18 protein-coding genes are annotated in these 19,758 nt (G+C 55.7%); 14 read left to right on the plus strand and 4 right to left on the minus strand.

Going from position 1 to position 19,758, the window contains the following annotated elements; translation table 11 throughout:
- The first annotated feature begins 154 nt into the window (after nt 1-154).
- From AC52W5_RS01750 to AC52W5_RS01760, 3 genes are read left to right on the plus strand one after another with little or no spacing between them, the layout of a single operon-like run.
- Nucleotides 155-901, plus strand: a complete 747-nt coding sequence (locus tag AC52W5_RS01750) for an ABC transporter ATP-binding protein (protein WP_371265859.1) — start codon at nt 155-157, stop codon at nt 899-901.
- On the plus strand, nt 898-3,465 hold the full coding sequence (locus tag AC52W5_RS01755) for an FtsX-like permease family protein (protein WP_495669737.1): 2,568 nt from the start codon (nt 898-900) through the stop codon (nt 3,463-3,465). The genes AC52W5_RS01750 and AC52W5_RS01755 overlap by 4 nt, the downstream gene beginning before the upstream one ends.
- Complete coding sequence (locus AC52W5_RS01760) at nt 3,465-4,625, plus strand: lipocalin-like domain-containing protein (RefSeq protein ID WP_495669738.1); 1,161 nt, start codon at nt 3,465-3,467, stop codon at nt 4,623-4,625. Before AC52W5_RS01755 ends, AC52W5_RS01760 begins: the two co-directional genes overlap by 1 nt.
- A 115-nt stretch (nt 4,626-4,740) precedes the next feature.
- On the opposite strand, the gene djlA is transcribed toward AC52W5_RS01760, so the two are convergent.
- Nucleotides 4,741-5,514 (minus strand): co-chaperone DjlA, encoded by a 774-nt coding sequence (gene djlA, locus AC52W5_RS01765; RefSeq protein WP_495669739.1) that lies wholly within the window; start codon nt 5,512-5,514, stop codon nt 4,741-4,743.
- Between the two features lie 292 nt (nt 5,515-5,806).
- On the opposite strand from djlA, the gene AC52W5_RS01770 reads away from it, so the two are divergent.
- Nucleotides 5,807-6,532, plus strand: a complete 726-nt coding sequence (locus AC52W5_RS01770) for a glutathione binding-like protein (protein ID WP_495669740.1) — start codon at nt 5,807-5,809, stop codon at nt 6,530-6,532.
- A gap of 94 nt (nt 6,533-6,626) precedes the next feature.
- Here AC52W5_RS01770 and AC52W5_RS01775 read toward each other — a convergent pair whose 3' ends face one another.
- Nucleotides 6,627-6,869 (minus strand): hypothetical protein, encoded by a 243-nt coding sequence (locus AC52W5_RS01775; protein ID WP_495669741.1) that lies wholly within the window; start codon nt 6,867-6,869, stop codon nt 6,627-6,629.
- 352 nt (nt 6,870-7,221) lie between these two features.
- On the opposite strand from AC52W5_RS01775, the gene ettA reads away from it, so the two are divergent.
- Together ettA and AC52W5_RS01785 are read left to right on the plus strand one after the other, a co-directional pair.
- Nucleotides 7,222-8,886, plus strand: coding sequence for an energy-dependent translational throttle protein EttA (ettA, locus tag AC52W5_RS01780; RefSeq protein ID WP_074973564.1), 1,665 nt, complete (start codon nt 7,222-7,224; stop codon nt 8,884-8,886).
- 151 nt (nt 8,887-9,037) lie between these two features.
- The gene (locus AC52W5_RS01785) at nt 9,038-9,841 is read left to right on the plus strand and encodes a class I SAM-dependent methyltransferase (protein ID WP_495669742.1); all 804 of its coding nucleotides are present in this window, start codon (nt 9,038-9,040) and stop codon (nt 9,839-9,841) included.
- A 239-nt stretch (nt 9,842-10,080) separates the two neighbouring features.
- Here AC52W5_RS01785 and AC52W5_RS01790 read toward each other — a convergent pair whose 3' ends face one another.
- Nucleotides 10,081-10,401, minus strand: a complete 321-nt coding sequence (locus AC52W5_RS01790; RefSeq protein WP_495669743.1) for a hypothetical protein — start codon at nt 10,399-10,401, stop codon at nt 10,081-10,083.
- Between the two features lie 191 nt (nt 10,402-10,592).
- Here AC52W5_RS01790 and AC52W5_RS01795 point away from each other — a divergent pair, with 191 nt between their 5' ends.
- On the plus strand, nt 10,593-11,306 hold the full coding sequence (locus AC52W5_RS01795; RefSeq protein WP_495669744.1) for a formylglycine-generating enzyme family protein: 714 nt from the start codon (nt 10,593-10,595) through the stop codon (nt 11,304-11,306).
- A gap of 143 nt (nt 11,307-11,449) precedes the next feature.
- Here the strand turns inward: AC52W5_RS01795 and murA are convergent, their stop codons facing one another.
- On the minus strand, nt 11,450-12,700 hold the full coding sequence (gene murA / locus AC52W5_RS01800) for a UDP-N-acetylglucosamine 1-carboxyvinyltransferase (protein ID WP_074973572.1): 1,251 nt from the start codon (nt 12,698-12,700) through the stop codon (nt 11,450-11,452).
- 104 nt (nt 12,701-12,804) lie between these two features.
- Here murA and AC52W5_RS01805 point away from each other — a divergent pair, with 104 nt between their 5' ends.
- The 7 genes from AC52W5_RS01805 (at nt 12,805) to panB (ending at nt 19,757) form a co-directional block, all read left to right on the plus strand.
- Nucleotides 12,805-13,194: a RidA family protein gene (locus tag AC52W5_RS01805; protein ID WP_495669745.1), complete on the plus strand. Its 390-nt coding sequence runs from the start codon at nt 12,805-12,807 to the stop codon at nt 13,192-13,194.
- A gap of 60 nt (nt 13,195-13,254) precedes the next feature.
- The gene (recG, locus tag AC52W5_RS01810) at nt 13,255-15,333 is read left to right on the plus strand and encodes an ATP-dependent DNA helicase RecG (protein WP_495669746.1); all 2,079 of its coding nucleotides are present in this window, start codon (nt 13,255-13,257) and stop codon (nt 15,331-15,333) included.
- A gap of 49 nt (nt 15,334-15,382) precedes the next feature.
- The gene (locus AC52W5_RS01815; RefSeq protein ID WP_495669747.1) at nt 15,383-16,168 is read left to right on the plus strand and encodes an ABC transporter ATP-binding protein; all 786 of its coding nucleotides are present in this window, start codon (nt 15,383-15,385) and stop codon (nt 16,166-16,168) included.
- 164 nt (nt 16,169-16,332) lie between these two features.
- A complete protein-coding gene (gene pcnB, locus AC52W5_RS01820; protein ID WP_495669748.1) occupies nt 16,333-17,748 on the plus strand; it encodes a polynucleotide adenylyltransferase PcnB in 1,416 nt (471 codons plus the stop codon).
- The gene (gene folK, locus AC52W5_RS01825; RefSeq protein WP_495669749.1) at nt 17,745-18,263 is read left to right on the plus strand and encodes a 2-amino-4-hydroxy-6-hydroxymethyldihydropteridine diphosphokinase; all 519 of its coding nucleotides are present in this window, start codon (nt 17,745-17,747) and stop codon (nt 18,261-18,263) included. The genes pcnB and folK overlap by 4 nt, the downstream gene beginning before the upstream one ends.
- Nucleotides 18,253-18,894: a deoxynucleoside kinase gene (locus AC52W5_RS01830; RefSeq protein ID WP_495669750.1), complete on the plus strand. Its 642-nt coding sequence runs from the start codon at nt 18,253-18,255 to the stop codon at nt 18,892-18,894. The genes folK and AC52W5_RS01830 overlap by 11 nt, the downstream gene beginning before the upstream one ends.
- A 71-nt stretch (nt 18,895-18,965) precedes the next feature.
- Nucleotides 18,966-19,757: a 3-methyl-2-oxobutanoate hydroxymethyltransferase gene (gene panB / locus AC52W5_RS01835; RefSeq protein ID WP_074973586.1), complete on the plus strand. Its 792-nt coding sequence runs from the start codon at nt 18,966-18,968 to the stop codon at nt 19,755-19,757.
- Nucleotide 19,758 lies beyond the last annotated feature (1 nt).

Genomic DNA, 19,758 nt, shown 5'->3' on the forward strand with positions numbered 1-19,758 from the left:
GCGACAAACAGGTCGGACACCATTAAGGATCCGAGTCTGATCCATATTCTCCATATTCCCGATCCGAGGTTTTTTCGGTCAAACAAAAGGTTACAATAACAGTTCTTGAACAGCATGGACGCGCCGTCCGCTCGCGGCGTGGAGGAGCCAGCCCTTGGGAAAATCTTCGACAGAACGACAGGACGCGCTTGACCTGAAACCGGCGATACTGGAGTTACGTCATATCGGCAAAGCATACTCCAGCGCCGGGGATGGACGACAGGTGCTGACGGATCTGTCCTATACCTTGAGGGCGGGTGAATACGTGGCGATCATGGGTGAGTCCGGTGTCGGAAAATCAACGCTGCTGAATCTGATTGCCGGCCTGGATATGCCCGATACAGGCGAGATACTGATTGACGGCATTACCCTGTCATCACTGGATGATGACGCTGCCACCCGCTTGCGGCGCAGGGAATTCGGCTTCATTTTCCAGGCATTTCACGTCCTGCCGCACCTGACCCTGAGCCAGAACATAGCCCTGCCCCTGCTTCTGAATGATCTTCCTGTCGAGGGTACGGAACACATGCTGGATTCAGTAGGCCTGGCTGGCCGGGGCCACCATTTTCCCCGTCACCTGTCGGGCGGAGAATTACAGCGCATCGCAATCGCCCGTGCGCTGGTACATCGACCGAAATTGATTCTCGCTGATGAACCCACAGGCAACCTGGACCCCGATACGGCGCACGATATCCTCATGCTCATGCGTCGGGAGATCAAGGCGAATAGCGCTTCCGGCATTATTGTCACCCATTCGCATGCGGCCGCGGCAACAGCAGACTGCGTTCTCGTGCTGACAAAGGATGGGCTGCATCCCTTTGTAGCGGAAAAGGCTGCGGACTTGCCGAAGCAAATAAAATGAGGTGGCGCAATAAGGCCATGCTCGCTCGTTGGCTGCTATCAGGCGAATGGCAGGCTCACAAGGTTCAATCAGGCGTCGCCGTGATCGCAATCGCGATCGGGGTGGCACTCGGGTTTGCCATTCACCTCATCAATACAGCCGCCTTCAACGAATTTTCCGCTGCCGCGCACAGCCTTTCCGGCGAGTCGGATCTTGAAGTGCGTGGGCCGCAAGCCACAATCGACGAATCGATTTATCCACTGCTGGCAGAGCACGAGGATGTCGAGCTGGCAAATCCCGTACTGGAACTCGACGTCGCCCTCCCCAACCATTCGAAGGAACGAAAAGATGCCACCCTGAAAATTCTCGGGCTGGATATTTTTCGCGCTTCGGTCATGGCGCCCGACCTGATTGGCATTCCGGCGGAAGACAAGCTGTTCGATGTCCTTGCGGATGACGCCGTTTTCCTCTCTCCTGCCGCCATGGAGTGGCTAGGGGTAAAGCAAGGCGACATCCTGAACCTGAGTGTAGGCACCCAGACAGTTGCACTGCGGGTTGCCGGGGGCTTGCGCAGGGCGCGGGCGGGACAGCGCATTGGCGTAATGGATATTGCCACGGCGCAATGGCGGTTTCATCGTCTCGGCCAGTTATCGCGCGTCGAGTTGAAACTGCTTCCCGGCACTGATAAAGCTGCATTCAAGGCGGAACTCGAGCAGGAACTGGAGCCCCAAAGCCATTACCTTGTTGCCGAACCCACCACCCGGGAAACCCGGGTGGCAAACATGTCGCGTGCCTATCGGGTAAACCTGAACGTGCTTGCGATGGTGGCGCTGTTTACCGGCACCTTTCTGGTATTCTCCACCCAGGCGCTATCCATTGTCCGGCGAAGACATCAGTTCGCCCTGTTGCGGGTGCTCGGCTTTACGCGCAAACAAATGCTGGGACAAGTTTTATGGGAGGGGGCCATTCTTGGCTTGGTAGGGTCGCTGCTCGGCCTTGCTCTAGGCTACGCCACGGCCACTAGCGCGTTGCATTATTTTGGCGGAGACCTCGGAGGCGGTTTTTTCCCGGGAATAAAACCCGTCATGCATTTCGACCCTGTGGCTGCAATAGTCTTTTTCATTCTGGGAATGGGCATTACCTTGCTTGGCAGCGCTGCTCCCGCCTGGGAAGCAGCCAGCGCTCTTCCAGCGCCCGCCCTGAAATCCGGAAGCGAAGATACGGCGCTCGCCAGGCTGGGGAATCCCTGGCCGGGGTTGCTTTTCCTTGCTTCGGGCATCCTGTTTACCCGATTGCCGCCGATTTTCGATTTGCCGATTTTCGGTTATCTTGCCGTAGCGCAACTGCTGACGGGCGGCATTATTCTCATGCCGCGCCTTTCCGCACTCATTTTCACTGCTATATTCCGTATGGTGCAGCATGCGAGCCATGGGAGGCCGGTGCTGACAACGGCATTGGCACGGCTCGCCAACGCGCCCAACCAGGCCGCGATCGCCCTCGGCGGCATACTGGCAAGCTTTACCCTGATGGTCGCCATGGCGATCATGGTTGCAAGTTTTCGCGTATCGGTCGATGACTGGTTGAGGCACATCTTGCCCGCGGATCTGTATGTCAAAACCGCAGCGAGCGGGGATACGCGCGGCCTCACGCCGGATGAGATGAAAGTGCTGGCGGAAACGCCCGGTCTCGTGCGAGTGGACTTTTTCCGTTCCTCCAAACTGATGCTCGATCCAAGCCGGCCCAATATCATGCTGATCGCACGTCCCATCGATATATCCGAGCCCGGCAATACGCTGCCGCTGACAGGCGAATCGATTCCGGTCGCCCAGCTTCCGAAAGGTGCGATTCCGATCTGGGTTTCCGAACCCATGGTGGATTTATACGGTTATACGCTCGGCAAGCACGTCACGCTACCCATCGCTATTCCCGCGCGCACGTTTATCGTGGCAGGAGTATGGCGCGACTATGGACGGCAATTCGGCGCGATACAGATGCGCCTGGCGGATTACCAGGCACTGACGGACGACTGGCTCGTGAATGATGCTGCACTTTGGCTGGAGCAAGGGGTGGCGCCGGAACAGGTAATCGAGTCGATGAGGCGGCTCCCGTTTGGTAATGCGCTGGAGTTTTCCGATCCAGGCCAGATACGCGCGCTGAGCCTGAATATTTTTGACCGCAGCTTTGCCGTAACCTATCTGCTGGAAGGTGTGGCAATCATCATTGGCCTGCTTGGTGTTGCGGCCAGCTTTTCAGCGCAGGCCCTGGCGCGCATCAAAGAATTCGGAATGCTGCGTCACATCGGCATGACACGGGGCCAGATACTCGGCATGCTGGCAATAGAAGGGGGCCTGCTGACAGCGCTCGGCGTTCTGCTCGGCTTTGTACTGGGAGGATGTATCAGCCTGATCCTGGTTTTTATCGTGAACCCCCAATCGTTCCACTGGACCATGCAATTGAGTCTCCCCTGGGAGAGTCTCTTGAGCGTGGCGCTGACGCTGATGTTTCTGGCTGCGTTCACGGCAGTGGCATCGGGACGCCATGCAGTTTCGGGCAATGCAGTACGCGCCGTAAGGGAGGACTGGTAATGCGAGCCATAAAGCGTAATGCGGGATATTTCGCCTGTTCCTGCAAACAAGGGTGGGGCCACGCCGGATTCAAATGGTTGAGCGGAGCCGCTTTCCTTGTTGCAGCTTTGTTTCTTGCTTTCTTTACCAGCGGCCGCGTTCTGGCGGACCGGCCACAGCTATCACCGGTAGTTCGAAACGTGCCCCTTGTGTTCCCGCGGGATTTCGGGGCGCATCCCGGCTTCAGAAATGAGTGGTGGTATGTAACCGGCTGGCTGGAAACGCCCGAAAAAGAACCGCTTGGCTTCCAGATCACCTTTTTCCGCGTGGCAACCGAACACGATCGCGCCAACCCCAGCCGCTTTGCCCCCAGAGACCTCATCATTGCGCACGCCGCATTGTCTGATCCGACAGCGGGTAAACTCCTGCATGACCAGAAAAGCGCACGGGATGGTTTTGGTCTGGCATATACCACGGAAGGCAACACGAACGTCAAACTGGACGATTGGTTTATGCTGCGGGAGGAAAACGGGCGCTACCAGACAAGCATAAAAGCAGATCAATTCAGGCTCGATTTTTCGCTGACACCCGCGCAATCCCCCATGCTGCAAGACCTCAATGGTTTTTCCAGGAAGGGGCCGCAACCTGAGCAGGCGAGCTATTACTACAGCGAGCCTCACCTGCAGGTAAACGGGAAGGTAACGCGTGATGGCGAGGCGATCGCCGTGAAGGGCATCGCGTGGCTCGACCACGAGTGGTCTACTGCCTACCTCGACCCAAAAGCGGTCGGATGGGATTGGGTTGGTGCCAATCTTGATGATGGGTCAGCCCTGATGGCGTTTCAGATCCGTGGCAAGGACGGCAGCAAGGTCTGGGCATATGCCGGCATTCGGGAGCCGTCGGGGCAGTTCACGCGCTTTGAACCTGATCAGGTAAGCTTTGAGCCGCAACGCACCTGGCATTCAACACGCACCAACACCACCTATCCAGTCAAAATACGAATCCAGACCGGCACTATTGTCTGGGTCCTCACACCCCTAATGGACGACCAGGAACTTGACTCGCGGCAATCCACCGGTGCAGTTTATTGGGAAGGCGCAGTGACCGTTACCCGCGATGGTGAACCCGCGGGGCGCGGCTACCTCGAACTGACCGGCTACGTGGAGCCGCTGAGTCTCTGAGCATTCAGATTCTTCGTCCCCGGTTCGCGCTGCGCCTTCGTACTCCGTTCGTCCCGAGCCCTTCGGCAGGCTTAGAACAGGCTTGCTGAAGGAGCCAGCGGGTTCAGGATATTGCCTACATATTCCTGCTCTTCCTGATCACATCATAAGCAGCCTGCACTTCCTGGGATTTTGCAGTGGCCATTGCAATCATATCTTCCGGCATGCCCTGCCCCATCAATTTATCGGGGTGATACTGGCTCATCAGCTTGCGATAGGCGCGCTTGACTTCCTGGTCGCTGCTTTCCCTGGGCACCCCCAGCGCTTTATAGGCATCGTCAAGAGTGGTGGCCGAAGGTGGCTGACCCCTTGCAAAATGCGACTGGCTCAGCACCATGTCCAGCAGTTGCCGGAATGCGGACGAATCATAGCCAAGATAGCGCGCCACGTCCCTTAACAGGCTCTCCTCGGCCGCGTCCATGCGCCCGTCCGCCACTGCCATGACGATAAGATAAACCAGAAGCATCTGCGCAAGGTTATGGGTGTGTCCGCAAACAATCATGAATTCATTCAGCTTGGGTGCGTGATCAAAACCAGGTGCGGTGCCCTGTTTGAAAAGCGAGATCGCTCTCTGCCGATGCTCCGCCGACATTCCAAGCTTCTGCATGAAGTCTTCAACATGGTTAATCTCCTCCTGGGAAATATGCCCGTCTGCCTTGGCAAGTTTTCCCATGAGTATGAAAACGGTTTCGAGAAAAACCGTCTGCCGCTGGGCACTCGTAAACGGATTGATTGCACCTGCGCCGTAAGCACGATAACGATCGATGAAGCTGCCGGCAATGTATCCGAGAAATGCGCCGAAAATGCCGAAGAAGTAAAAGCCCAACAGGGTTAAAATTATTTTGAACAAGCGAGCTTCCTTTGACGAACATGAAAACGGCAAAAAAGTGATTCGGTGCGCCGTTATTCTGGGGAAAGAGCAATGATGAGTGAAATAATATCAGTAAATGCCTCTGCGCCATGCTGAACCTTTTTCCCTGTCGAACAGTACCACTCCGTTACAGCCGCCCCTCGGCACAACAATGACGACAATGAGCACAACAACGGGGCAGCAAGACAAACCAGACGATGGTAGGCTGTGCTTTGCCATCCACGAGTGAATGACGGAAAGAACCTGCCATGAAAGTGACATAGGAGGAATCATGATCGAACTGCATTCCAGTCCAACCCCGAACGGCCAGAAAGTGATGATCATGCTGGAAGAAATCGGAATCGAATGGAAACACATCGACGTCGATATCAATGTGGGGGAGCAATTCCAGCCCGAACATCTGAAACTCAATCCCAATAACAAGATTCCCGCGATCGTGGATACGGAGGGTCCAGGGGGCGGTTCATACACAATGATGGAATCGGGCGCGATTCTCGTTTATCTCGCCGAGAAAACAGGCAAATTCCTGTCCACGGATGCCTGTAAGCGCTATGACACGCTGCAATGGCTGTTCTTCCAGGTTGCGCATATCGGCCCCATGTTCGGGCAGGCGAACCATTTCAATCGGCAGTCCAGGGACAATCAGTACGCGCGGGACAGGTACAACAATGAGTCACTTCGCCTCTATCGAGTGCTGGAAAACCGGCTGAGCGCATCCGCGTGGCTCGGGTGCGATGAATATTCAATTGCCGATATCGCCACCTACCCCTGGTGCAAAGGCCACGGCGAACGCGGTATCGACAAAACCACCTTTCCGAACTTCATGCGCTGGTTCGAGAGCATGGAAGCACGTCCCGCGGTCCAGCGCAATAATGAAATGGCAGCCGAAATTCGGGCACGAATGGAAAAGACGGCAAAGAACAAGCCTGTTATCAATATGTACGACACCAGGGATAATGCCGAGCGGCTTGTCCGGGCGACGTCGCGCAAGCCATAAGAAAGGCATGAGAAATTTTATCTGGGCTGCGCAATTTGCGGCCCTGATGCTTGCCCCTTTCAGAGCAAGCGGTTCAAACAGGCCAGACGATAGCTTACTGGCAGTTCTTGCTGTTATAGATAACCGTGAGCGCACTCCTCCTGTCACTGATCAACCGGGTTGCCTCCCCGGCATCGTAATAGGTATAGGCCAGGCCCGGAAGCCACAAAAGGGCCGCTGCAACATTGGTTCCAGTAACCCCTTTCTTTGAATCTATGTCGGCTTGTGCTTTGTCAAGCCTCGCAAATTCCCCCTTGATTGCATTGCAGGACAGGTTCGGGTCACCGGGCTGCACCACTTGTACTTTTTCCGAAGTCGCGCAACCGCCCAATAAACTACTCGCGGCAACGGTGACAAGCCGTGCTTCTCAAAGAGAACAGCATTTATTTCACTCCAATCAACCGCCAAACGTGCGTTATCAAAGCCGGGGCGGGATCCGGCCACGCGCAAAAAATCAGGAGTCCATGGTTCAGGTAAAGAAATCTTTCTACTGCCAAGGGCAGGAGGAATTATAAAGAAATAACTCTAACTCAGCATTTATTGCGTGGTTTTCGATCAACGAAACAGCAGAAGAATATTCTGCTCGTATAGTGCTTCATGCTGGCGCTCTCATGCGTTAAACTCGAATTTTTTCAATTTTTCATTCAGTTATGGCCCAATACGTACTTACCATGAACCGGGTGGGCAAAGTGGTTCCACCCCGGCGCACAATACTCAAGGATATTTCCATCAGTTTTTTCCCTGGCGCAAAGATAGGTTTGCTGGGGCTCAACGGTTCGGGCAAATCCACCGTTCTGAAAATCATGGCGGGCGTGGACAAGGATATCGAGGGCGAGGTCACTGCCATGTCCAACCTCAATATTGGCTATCTTCCGCAGGAGCCGCAGCTCAACGCCGAGCACACGGTGCGGGAAGCTGTACAGGAGGGGCTCGGCGAGGTATTCAGCGCGCAGCAGAAACTGGAGGAGATTTACGCTGCCTATGCCGAGCCGGATGCGGACTTCGATGCCCTGGCATCCGAACAAAGCCGGCTCGAGGCAATCATTGCTGCCAGCGGCGGAAACATCGATCAGCAGATGGAAATTGCCGCTGATGCACTGCGTTTGCCGGAGTGGGATGCCATCGTGAAAAATCTCTCGGGTGGCGAGAAACGGCGCGTCGCCTTATGCAAATTGCTGCTGTCCAAACCGGACATGCTATTGCTGGATGAACCTACCAATCACCTGGATGCGGAGTCAGTGGAATGGCTGGAGCAATTCCTCACGCGGTTTCCGGGCACTGTGGTGGCAGTGACGCACGATCGCTATTTTCTCGACAACGCCGCGGAATGGATCCTGGAGCTCGACCGTGGGCACGGCATCCCGTGGAAGGGCAATTACAGTTCCTGGCTGGAGCAGAAAGAAACCCGCCTGAAACAGGAAGAATCAGCCGAGTCGGCACGCCAGAAGGCGCTGAAAAAAGAACTGGAATGGGTGCGCCAGAATCCCAAGGGACGCCAGGCAAAATCCAAGGCGCGTATTGCGCGCTTTGATGAACTCAATTCGCAGGAGTACCAGAAACGTAACGAGACGCAGGAGATATTCATTCCTGTGGCCGAAAGGCTGGGTAACGAAGTCATTGAGTTCACGAACGTATCGAAGGCATATGGCGATCGCCTGCTGATCGACAACCTGAGTTTCAAGGTGCCTCCCGGCGCTATTGTCGGCATCATCGGTCCGAATGGAGCCGGAAAATCCACTCTCTTCCGGATGATTACAGGAAAGGAGCAGCCGGATTCCGGCAATATGGAAATCGGCGCAACCGTCAAAATTGCCCATGTGGATCAATCACGCGCCGCCCTAGAAGATGGCAAAACCGTATTTGATGCGATCTCGGATGGGCATGACATCCTGACGGTAGGCAGATATGAAACGCCTGCGCGCGCCTATCTTGGCCGCTTCAATTTCAAGGGCTCGGACCAGCAGAAGATCGTCGGCAACTTGTCCGGTGGCGAACGCGGAAGGCTTCACCTGGCTAAAACGCTTATCGCCGGGGGCAACGTGCTATTGCTGGATGAGCCTTCCAACGACCTCGATGTGGAAACTCTCCGTGCGCTGGAAGATGCGCTGCTCGAGTTTGCAGGATGCGTGATGGTCATCTCGCATGACCGCTGGTTCCTCGATCGTATCGCTACTCATATCCTGTCGTTCGAAGGAAATTCGCAGGTGGCATTCTTCGACGGCAATTACCAGGAATATGAAGCCGACAAGCGGAAACGCCTCGGGGAGGAAGGCGCAAAGCCCAAGCGGATCAGGTATAAGCCGATCAATCGGTGAGCGACCGTCTGTGAGCCTGTCCCTAGCCCCCTTCGATCCTCGACAAGCTCGGGAATTCCCCTCTCCTCAGGGGGAGGGGGAGTTCTGCAATGGAAGAAGGAAGGAGCAAAATTCAAGGTTTCAAGCCAAACCTGAGCGGTACTCAACGCCGATGGCAACTGACACGAAGGTTCCGAAAAACTGGTTCGATCAAGGCGGGCAAGTCTATGCACGCTTCAGGCCGGAATATCCTTTGAGCCTTGCCCACTTCCTCGGCGAGACAGCGACTTCGCGCGACTGCGCGGTCGATGTCGGCTGCGGCAATGGACAACTTACGGTCCAGTTGGCGGCCCATTTTGACCAAGTGGTCGGTCTCGATCCGAGCGCTGACCAGATCACCAACGCACACGTCCAGAAGGGCGTCCGGTACATCTGCGCACCTGCCGAAAACCTCCCTCTGCCAGATCGCAGCGCCAGCCTGATAACCGCAGCTCAGGCCGCGCATTGGTTCGACCTTCCGACCTTCTACGCCGAGGCACGCCGGATCGCCACCGAGGGCGCACTCATAGCCCTCATTAGCTATGGTGTGCTCCAGCTACCTGGCGACCTTCAGGAGAGGTTCAGCCGCTTCTACCATGGCGAGATCGGGCCTTACTGGCCGCCGGAGCGCAAGCTGGTGGACAGCGGCTATCGCGATATGAGCTTCCCGTTCGAGGAACGCGAAGCGCCGGAAATGGAAATCCAACGAGCATGGGAGTTGGACGATTTCCTCGGCTACCTCTCGACATGGTCTGCCGTTCAGCGCGTGAACGACGCCGGGCGGGAGGACATTCTTACCGGCTTCGTCCGAGACATCTCCCTGCTTTGGGGCGATCCAATGAAAAAGCAGCCGGTCTCCTGGCCGATCAATATGAGGGTGGGAACCTATGAGCGAAACTCCGCCGTTACCGATGCTCCAAACGGGTTTGCGCTATAGTCAACGAATGACGATAACCCCATTTCATACCGTACCCGAAGCGGATGGCTTCTAGCCGGGGTCAAGACATGCCCCCGGTGTTCGCGACGGCGATGATGGTCGGCTTTATCGAACAACCTATTGAGGCGCTGGACCTCTATCCCACAGCCGAACAATGCACGGCCGATACGACCATAGCCTGCTCATCAGCTATGCAAGATAGGGCAGGGGTCCGGGGAGAATGACCGGCCTCTGGTCCTTCAATAGCGGCCTTCGGGTTTCGGCCCGGTGCCGCTATAATTCTCCTGCTGCTCATATCTTTCAATACCATCGGTACGGTATCTGGAATTATCCTGACCTCTTTTCATCGAGGTGCCTTCCTTTATGTGCAATCTTTCCTTGATGCTCTCATCCCCGCCCTTATCATCCGTATCCCTGGTGGCCGGAGAATCGGCCGGCCCGATCTCGTCCGGCATATCGTGCTCACCAGCATAGACTCCATCCGACATACTGACACCGAGAACAAATGCCGCGACAATTGGAAGCAGTGTGGGCCCAGATATCAAAGAAGAACGTTTCATGATTACTCTCCTTGTCAGCTCAACGATTGACTGAAATCGCACGGTACGCCTGATTCCAACGTCATTCCGTACGCTAACATACATATTGCCTGCATTAATCTGATTCTTCGTGAGATTTTGGATATCAATGGCTTTTCTATACAATTATCAAATTTGCCGATCAGTCTTTTCACTTGTTTAGATTGCAACTCATGAAATTGGTATATCTTCGCTCCCTGTACACCTCGGTTTTCGCGCTATTCATAAGCATTGGCGCGCTCTTTTGCAATCCGGTGACGGCGAGCGAAAACAATACCTTGAACTCCGCAAAAGCATGTCCTGTCTGTCCTGAAATGGTGCTCATTGCAGGCAAGAAATTTGCTATAGGTAAATACGCCGTAACGTTCGATGACTGGGAGGCGTGTGTTGCAGGAGGCGGCTGCGGTGGGTATGTTCCCCCCGATAATGGCTGGGGGCGCGGTAAAAGACCGGTTGTGAACGTAAGCTGGGATGACGCGCAGGCTTATCTGCGATGGTTGTCGGATAAATCGGGCAAGACTTATCGGCTGCCCACGGAAGAGGAATGGGAAGTGGCCGCCCTGGCGGGTTCGACTACCCAATACTATTGGGGCAATGATGTCGGGCGCAATAACGCCAATTGTGATGGATGTGGAAGCGAGTGGGATAACAGGAGAACTGCTCCCGTCGGCAGTTTCAAACCCAATGCCTTTGGGCTGCACGATATGATGGGTAATGTCTGGCAGTGGACGGATACCTGCCGGAAAGGGAATTGTGCAAAACGCCTCCTGTGCGGGGGCTCCTGGAATCACCGACCGCAGGATATGCGGGCAGGTATGTGCAACTGGTTCGATACCAACAAACGCATGCGCTATCTGGGATTTCGACCCGCAATGACGTTGCCCTGAAGCACACCCGCTCTTTTTTCTCTCTCCCCCAATTTTCCCTTTCCCCGACTCCTCTCCCACAAGTGGGAGAGGAGAGTGAGGACATCGGCCAAATTGAGCTAAGCATGATAGGTAGCTCAAATAATTCGTTTGGTTGCAATACCTTAACTGCGTCTGATTCGTGCACCCAGCGCCGACAGCTTCTCTTCGATCCGTTCATAACCACGGTCAAGATGATAAATACGGTCAACGATTGTTTCACCCCGGGCGATCAGGCCGGCCAGAACCAGGCAGGCCGAAGCGCGCAAATCGGTCGCCATGACATTCGCTCCATCAAGCCCGGTCACACCACAAACCACTGCGGTATTGCCTTCGACTTTGATGTCGGCATTCATACGCTCCAACTCCTGCACGTGCATGAAGCGATTCTCGAATATGGTTTCGGTAATGATCGCGGTTCCGGTAGCGATGGTATTCAATACCATGAATTGCGCCTGCATGTCAGTAGGAAAGGCTGGATAAGGCGCCGTCCGCAGGTTTACCGATTTCAGCGGGTTATTCATTTTCAGGTGTATCCAGTCTTCACCTGACTCGATGGCAGCCCCTGCTTCCATCAACTTGTCGAGCACCGCGTCCATCGTATCGGTGCGCGTCTGCCTGAGATATATTTCGCCACCGCTGGCCGCGGCTGCTATCAGGAATGTGCCGCTTTCGATACGATCAGGCATGACGCGATAGTTGGCACCATGCAGGCTTTCCACACCTTCAATGGTGATGATGTCCGTTCCGACTCCCTGAATTCTAGCCCCCATGGCGATAAGGCAGTTCGCGAGATCCATCACTTCCGGTTCCCGCGCCGCATTTTCCAGCACAGTCGTCCCTTCCGCCAGCGTGGCGGCCATCATCAGATTTTCAGTGCCGGTAACGGTGACGATATCCATCACGATATGCGCGCCGTTAAGGCGTTTCGCCTTCGCATGAATATAACCGTGCTCGATCTCGATTTCCGCACCCATTGCCTGCAATCCTTTTATATGCTGATCAACGGGACGCAGGCCAATGGCGCACCCACCCGGCAGCGACACTTTTGCCGCTCCCGCCCGCGCAAGCATCGGGCCCAGCACCAGAATTGCGGCCCGCATGGTTTTCACCATTTCGTACGGCGCAACGAGATTGGAAAGATGTGCCGCAGTCAATTCGGTCCTGCGGTTGCTGTCGACATTGGTCTGAACCCCCATCTGCTGGAGCAGGTCCAGCATGGTGGTTATATCATTCAGATGCGGAACGTTTTCGACGACGAGGGTTTCCCCGGTAAGCAGGGAGGCGCACAGGATAGGCAGCGCTGCGTTCTTGGCTCCGGAAATGGTTACATCGCCAGAAAGCCGCACGCCTCCGTGAATGATCAGTTTCTGCATGGTTGAAATGTGCTGAGGTTCCCGTCATCATATCGCAAACACAGTATCCGTAGTTTCAAATTTCGGCTTATTATGCCAACGTATTATCAACCAAAGGAGATCAGATGGAAAAAAAGACAATACATACAACGGATGCGCCGCAGGCTATCGGCACTTATTCCCAGGGGATACGCGTCAGCGGAGGCGATACCATCTACATTTCCGGTCAGATCGGTCTCGAACCCTCTACCATGCAAATGGTGGAAGGCATCGAGAATCAAATCCATCGGGTATTCCAGAACCTGACAGCGGTTGCAGCAGCCGGTGGAGCCAGCCTCCGCGATATCGTCAAATTGAACGTCTATCTCACGGACCTTTCCAACTTCCAGAAGGTGAATGAAATCATGGTGCAATATTTCAGTACACCCTATCCTGCGCGCGCTGCCATCGGGGTATCCGCGCTACCGCGGAACGCGCTGGTGGAGATCGATGCGGTGTTGGTGGTGTCAGCGTAAGGACTGACGGCGTGATACAGGAAACCGCGCGCTAACCCAGGGAATGCGCTTCCACGACGGATGCAGTCACTCGCCACCTCTCCCACCAGCGGGACAATCAGGGACAAGCTCATCAAACTCGGCATTACCGATGCTTCAAGCCTGATACTCCATTTGCCGTTTCGCTACGAGGACGAGACGCACCTCTACCCCATCAATGGCGTGCCTGCCGATCGAGCAGTGCAGGTCGAGGGCATGATTACCCGCAGTGAAGTCATGTACCGGCCACGGCGACAATTGGTGTGCCAGGTGGAGGATGGAACAGGTATTTTGTTCATGCGCTTTCTGAATTTTTACGGCAGTCAGGTAAAAGCGTATTCAGTGGGTACGCGGGTGCGCCTGCTGGGAGAGGTCCGTCCCGGCTTTTTCGGTGTTGAAATGGTTCATCCCAAATGCCGGATTTTGCGCGGGGACGCGCCCCTCCCGGAGGCGCTCACTCCGATTTACCCCTCTACAGCCGGACTTCCTTCCGAAGCACTGCGCAAACTGATTTCCCGGGTGCTGCAAACAGGAGATGCCGGAAACCATGAGACTGCTCTCTCCGAAACGCTGCCCGATGCGGTACGCGAGCGCTGTCAACTTCAGGGTTTCAAGGACAGTGTGCTATTCCTGCACCAACCCCCACCGGATGCGTCGCCCGTTCTTTTGCAGGAACGCACTCATCCCGCCTGGCAGCGGATCAAGTTCGACGAATTGCTGGCGCAGCAATTGTCGATGCGGGTGCATTATCAGCAGCGGCGTAACGGCAGTGCCCCTGTTCTAATGGCAAAAAACGATTTGACCAGGGCGTTGCTGAAGTTGCTGCCTTTCGATCTCACTCAAGCCCAGAAGAAGGCTTTCGCCGAAATCAGCCGCGACCTGGCGGAGCCCCACCCCATGCAACGCCTGTTGCAGGGTGACGTGGGAAGCGGCAAAACGATCGTTGCCGCGCTGGCTGTGCTGCAATCGATTGAAAATAATTTTCAGGCGGCCCTGATGGCGCCGACCGAGATTCTTGCGGAGCAGCATTATCAGAAACTCTCGGCATGGCTTGCCCCTCTGCTGGGGCCACGGGGGCTCCGGATCGCGTGGCTCGGCGGCAATCAGAAAAAGAAGGAACGGGAAACCACGCTTGCCGATATTGCTGCCGGCAGCGCCCTGCTTGCCATCGGGACACACGCATTGTTCCAGAACCAGGTGGAATTTGACAGGCTGGGACTTGTGGTTATTGACGAACAACATCGCTTTGGCGTTCATCAGCGGCTGGCATTGCGAGAAAAAGGAGCCGGCGCGTACTCCATGCCGCACCAGTTGATGATGAGTGCAACACCCATTCCGCGTACCCTTTCGATGAGCTATTACGCTGATCTGGATGTATCCATAATAGACGAAATGCCTCCCGGACGCGCACCGGTAGTGACCAAGCTTATCGCCGACGCCCGGCGTGACGAGGTAACGGCGCGCGTGCGGGAAGCCTGCCGCGATGGGAAGCAGGCTTACTGGGTATGTCCACTGATCGAAGAGTCCGAAGCGTTGCAACTCAAGACCGCTCTGGAAACCCATCAGGGACTGACCGGGACTTTTCCGGAATTAAAAATCGGCCTGGTGCATGGCAGGCTTCCATTTCAGGAAAAATCCCATGTAATGGAAGCATTTGCGCGAGGTGAAATCCATCTCCTCGTAGCGACAACAGTGATCGAAGTGGGTGTGGATGTGCCCAATGCGTCGCTGATGGTGATCGAGCATGCAGAACGCATGGGCCTTGCGCAATTGCACCAGCTGCGCGGACGAATCGGACGAGGCGCAGCCGGCGGTGTATGTATACTGATGTATCAGCAACCTCTCTCCACAACCGCACGCGAGCGGCTCAAGATAATTTTTGAGCACACCGATGGCTTTGAAGTAGCGCGCCGCGATCTGCAACTGCGCGGTCCCGGCGAATTCCTGGGCGCGCGCCAGAGCGGCCTGCCCATGCTGCGCTTCGCTGATCTGGAACGGGATGAAGATTTGCTCGACGCGGCGCGGAGGGTGGCCGAAGAATTGCTGCGTGATCATCCGGAAGCGGCAAAACGCCATCTCCATCGCTGGCTGGGAAGAAAAAGCGAATACCTGAGGGCATAAAAAGGGCGACCCGATGCCCTTCTTCATCGCGGATTTTTCGTACTCGTGAATGATTCTACAAACCAGAAACCTGACCTTGCAGCATCCCGGCAAACTGCTGTGCCGCAACCTGAACCTCACCGTCAATCCGGGGGAATGCTGGGCGATTCTGGGCCGGAACGGCTGCGGCAAGACGACTTTGATACACGCACTGGCTGGGCTGCACCAGGCAAAGGAGGGACAGGATCCATCCGTAACCATCACAGGGATGGCACTTGGGGAATGGTCCCGGCGGGAACTCGCCCGCAATCTCGGCATTCTGTTGCAGGATGAGCCCGGCGAATTCTGGGGTACGGTGTACGAATACGTGCTGCTCGGACGACATCCTCATGCAGCCAGTATGTTCGGCTGGCAGGCGGACGACCTCGAGATGACATCTCGCGCTGTCGAGCAGATGGAACTGGCCGGCCTTGCCGATCGTCTACTGGTTACGCTTTCCGGCGGCGAGCGCCAGCGCGCGCGTATCGCCTTGCTGCTTGCCCAGTCGCCCCAATGCTATCTGCTGGATGAACCCTTGCAACACCTCGATCTGCGCCATCAACTCGGGACCATGATCCTGTTCAGCGAACTGGCGAAGCGGGGCAGTTCCATCGTAATGGTGCTGCACGATATCGGCTGGGCAGTCAGATTCTGCGACCACGCATTGCTGCTGTTCGACGACGGCCATGCCATGAGTGGCAGCATAGACGAAGTGCTCAGGCGTGATAATCTTGAAGCACTTTATCACTGTAATCTGGGGGAGTTCATCGCAGGCCGGCAGCACCATTTCTTCCCGCAAACGGTGCCGAGTGTATAATCTGGAATTTCAGGCATACTTTTTCTCAGCAGCAATTCTTCAGCACTTTTTCCAGCAAGGGCCGTGGACGGCAGTGGCTGTTTGCCCTCACTTGATCTTCCCCTTTTGGATGAGTTCGCCGCGCGGGATGACGAAATCCCGGAGCTTGTTCATCTGTATTCACAATGATTCGTAAACTTATCGATCGCGTCTTCAACCGCAATACATCCGCTTCCATCCCTTCCGCCCGCACTTCCTCCACGAAGCCGCATATCATCACACGCGACCAGCACGGCATCACGCGCGATCACATCAGTTCCGGTGCGCTTAAAGTGACCTCAGGCTTGCAGGAAGCAGGGTATTCCGCTTTCATCGTGGGTGGAGCCGCGCGCGACCTGGTGCTGGGACTGGAGCCAAAGGATTTCGATGTCGCCACGAATGCCACACCCGAAGAAGTGCGCACTGTATTTCGCCGCTCGCGTATCATTGGCCGCCGTTTCCGGCTGGTGCATGTCATGTGGGGAGCAGAAACGGTAGAGGTTTCGACTTTCCGCGGCGGGGCGTCCGGAGAGACAGGCGGACTGGGTGCTGGCGAGCATGCGGACGAGCATGGGCGCCTCTTGCGCGATAATGTATTCGGCAGCCAGGAGGAGGATGCCAGGCGGCGCGATTTCACTGTGAATGCGCTGTTCTTCGATCCCGTCCACGAGGAAATCTGGGACTATCTGAACGGCTATGAGGACCTGAAGGCACGACGCCTGCGCATCATTGGAGATGCGGTACGGAGATATCGCGAAGATCCCGTGCGAATGCTGCGAGTGGTACGGCTGGGCGCCAAGCTCGGCATGGAAATCGATGCCGATACGGCCGCGCCTATCAGCGAACTGGCCCCCCTGTTGCTGCATGTGCCGCCCTCGCGGCTGTTCGATGAAATGCTGAAATTGCTGCTATCCGGCCACGCGCTGGCCTGCGTGACCGATTTGCAGAAACGCGGATTGCATCACGGCCTGCTTCCCATGCTCGATGTGATACGGGAACAACCGCTGGGTGAGCGCTTTATCACGCTAGCGCTCAAAAATACCGATGAGCGCGTGCGGCAGGAAAAGCCTGTATCGCCGGGATTCCTGTTTGCCGCCCTGTTGTGGCACGAAGTGCTCGCATCCTGGAATGCTTACCAGGCGACAGGTGAAAGACCGGTTCCCGCCTTGCATCTGGCGATGAATGACGTGCTGGCGGTACAAGACAAGAACCTGGCAATTCCGCGCAGGTATGATGCTATCATGAAAGAAATCTGGATGATGCAGCCGCGCTTTGCCCACCGCTCAGGGAGCAGACCGTTCCGGCTCCTTGAAAATCCCCGCTTTCGTGCTGCCTACGACTTCATGTTATTGCGTTGCGAAAGCGGCGAAGTGGATGAGGAACTGGGCAAATGGTGGGAAGCATTCCAGCATGCAGGTTCCCGCGAACGTGAAGCCATGCTGATCAGCGATGAGAGCCAGAAGAGGCGCAGGAGAAGCCGTGGCCGTAAAAAATCGGGCACTCCCTCTACGGGAGAAGGCGACCACGTAGTATCAGGGAAGCAGGATGGTTTTGCCCCATGAACGGGGCTGATAACGGTCGAATCGCCTCGCATGCGTATATCGGACTGGGGAGCAATCTGGACGAACCTGTAGCGCATGTGCAAAAAGCGTTTGAAGAGCTGGGTGAGCTTCCTTTTACGCGCTTGCTGGCGCATTCTTCGCTCTACCGCAGCGCGCCCATCGGGCGCCTGGATCAGCCTGATTTCATCAACGCGGTCGCGCATATCGAAACCGCTCTGCCGCCTCAGGATCTGTTGCGAGCCCTGCTCGGGATCGAGCAAAAGCATGGGCGGGTGCGCGAGTATCTCAATGCTCCGCGTACACTTGATCTCGACTTGCTGCTGTATGATGATCTGCAACTGGATGAGGATGGCTTGATTCTGCCTCATCCGAGGATGCACGAACGGGCGTTCGTATTGCAGCCCCTGCTCGAAATTGCGTCGATCAGCAGCATACCGGGGCGCGACAATATAAGGGAATTGCTTGCTGCCTGTGAAGGACAGCGGCTGAAACGCGGACTAGACAGTGAAGCTTGAGGAATACCGCCACATTGCGGTGGAAGGCCCGATCGGCGTGGGAAAAACCAGCCTAGCGCGACGAATGGCCGAGTATGCGGGCGGACAGCTCCTGCTGGAAAAACCCGAGGAAAATCCGTTTCTCGGCAAATTCTACGAGGATATCCGCCGATATGCACTCCCTACCCAACTGTTTTTTCTGTTTCAGCGCGCCAACCAGTTGCAGGATCTGCCGCAGATCGACCTGTTTACAAAAACGACCATAAGCGACTTTCTGCTGGATAAGGATCCGCTGTTTGCGGGACTGACGCTCAACAATACAGAATACAATCTGTACCAGAAAATCTATCACCATCTGCAACCCGAAACTTTCACCCCCGACCTCGTGATCTATCTGCAAGCTTCACCCGCTACGCTGGTGGAGCGGGTGAAGCGCCGCGGCAGTCCCTATGAACAAAACATTTCCGAAACGTATTTGTGGCGGTTGGCCGACAGCTATGCGCGCTTCTTCCATCATTATGAGGATGCGCCACTTCTGATCATTAACAGCGAGCATCTCAATTTCGTTGATAGCGAGGAAGATTTTGCATTACTGCTGAGACAGGTCGAACAAATGCGCGGCCCCAGGGAATATTTCAATTTCGGAAGATGAACAAGCCGGAAAACAGGAATCTAAAAATGAGTTGGATAACCTATCCGATACACGCAACCAGGAGCTGAACCATGCGTATCACCCAAGATGTTTTTCAAAAAATGCGAGATGATGGGGAGAAAATTGCCATCGTCACCTGCTATGACGCAAGCTTCGCTACATTGCTGGAAAGAGCAGGCGTCGATATCCTGCTGGTGGGAGATTCACTGGGGAATGTGATCCAGGGTGAAGAGACTACCCTTCCGGTTACCCTGGATGACATGATCTACCATACACTTTGCGTGAAGCGCGGCTCAAGCACGGCCTTCATCATGACGGATATGCCTTTCGGCACCTCACAGGTGAGTCCGGAAGAAACCCTCCGCAATGCGGCCGAGCTCATGGCGGCAGGCGCCAACATGGTCAAGATCGAAGGCGGTTCCCTCATGGCCGAAACCGTGGAGTTCCTGACACAGCGCGGCATCCCCGTGTGCGCGCACATCGGCCTCACGCCACAATCGGTAAATCAGTTGGGGGGCTATAAGGTTCAGGGAAAGACCGACAATGAAGCCGGGCAGTTGCTGGAGGATGCGGTAGCGCTCGAACAGGCCGGAGCAGGAATGCTTTTGATGGAAGTCGTACCTGCCGCCCTTGCAGCGCAGGTTACCCGAACGCTCTCCATTCCCACCATCGGTATCGGCGCCGGAAAGGATTGCTCGGCGCAGGTCCTGGTGCTGTATGACATGCTGGGCATTTATTCAGGTAAGAAGGCGAGGTTCATGAAGAATTTCCTCACGGGCGCCGGCAGCATCGAGGAGGCCGTGCAAAACTATATCAGAGCGGTCAAAGCCGGGGAGTTCCCTGGCGCCGAGCATACATTCTGAC

The sequence above is a fragment of the Nitrosospira sp. CT genome (genome assembly GCF_059489795.1).

What these genes read in the sequence shown, in the direction of transcription:
- AC52W5_RS01760 (WP_495669738.1), top strand. Translation starts at nt 3,465, where the DNA reads ATGCGAGCCATAAAGCGTAATGCGGGATATTTCGCCTGTTCCTGCAAA.
- murA (WP_074973572.1), bottom strand. Translation starts at nt 12,700, where the DNA reads ATGCAGAAACTGATCATTCACGGAGGCGTGCGGCTTTCTGGCGATGTA.
- AC52W5_RS01785 (WP_495669742.1), top strand. Translation starts at nt 9,038, where the DNA reads ATGGCAACTGACACGAAGGTTCCGAAAAACTGGTTCGATCAAGGCGGG.
- AC52W5_RS01790 (WP_495669743.1), bottom strand. Translation starts at nt 10,401, where the DNA reads ATGAAACGTTCTTCTTTGATATCTGGGCCCACACTGCTTCCAATTGTC.
- ettA (WP_074973564.1), top strand. Translation starts at nt 7,222, where the DNA reads ATGGCCCAATACGTACTTACCATGAACCGGGTGGGCAAAGTGGTTCCA.
- recG (WP_495669746.1), top strand. Translation starts at nt 13,255, where the DNA reads ATGCAGTCACTCGCCACCTCTCCCACCAGCGGGACAATCAGGGACAAG.
- folK (WP_495669749.1), top strand. Translation starts at nt 17,745, where the DNA reads ATGAACGGGGCTGATAACGGTCGAATCGCCTCGCATGCGTATATCGGA.
- pcnB (WP_495669748.1), top strand. Translation starts at nt 16,333, where the DNA reads ATGATTCGTAAACTTATCGATCGCGTCTTCAACCGCAATACATCCGCT.
- AC52W5_RS01755 (WP_495669737.1), top strand. Translation starts at nt 898, where the DNA reads ATGAGGTGGCGCAATAAGGCCATGCTCGCTCGTTGGCTGCTATCAGGC.
- AC52W5_RS01815 (WP_495669747.1), top strand. Translation starts at nt 15,383, where the DNA reads ATGATTCTACAAACCAGAAACCTGACCTTGCAGCATCCCGGCAAACTG.
- panB (WP_074973586.1), top strand. Translation starts at nt 18,966, where the DNA reads ATGCGTATCACCCAAGATGTTTTTCAAAAAATGCGAGATGATGGGGAG.
- AC52W5_RS01770 (WP_495669740.1), top strand. Translation starts at nt 5,807, where the DNA reads ATGATCGAACTGCATTCCAGTCCAACCCCGAACGGCCAGAAAGTGATG.
- AC52W5_RS01795 (WP_495669744.1), top strand. Translation starts at nt 10,593, where the DNA reads ATGAAATTGGTATATCTTCGCTCCCTGTACACCTCGGTTTTCGCGCTA.
- AC52W5_RS01805 (WP_495669745.1), top strand. Translation starts at nt 12,805, where the DNA reads ATGGAAAAAAAGACAATACATACAACGGATGCGCCGCAGGCTATCGGC.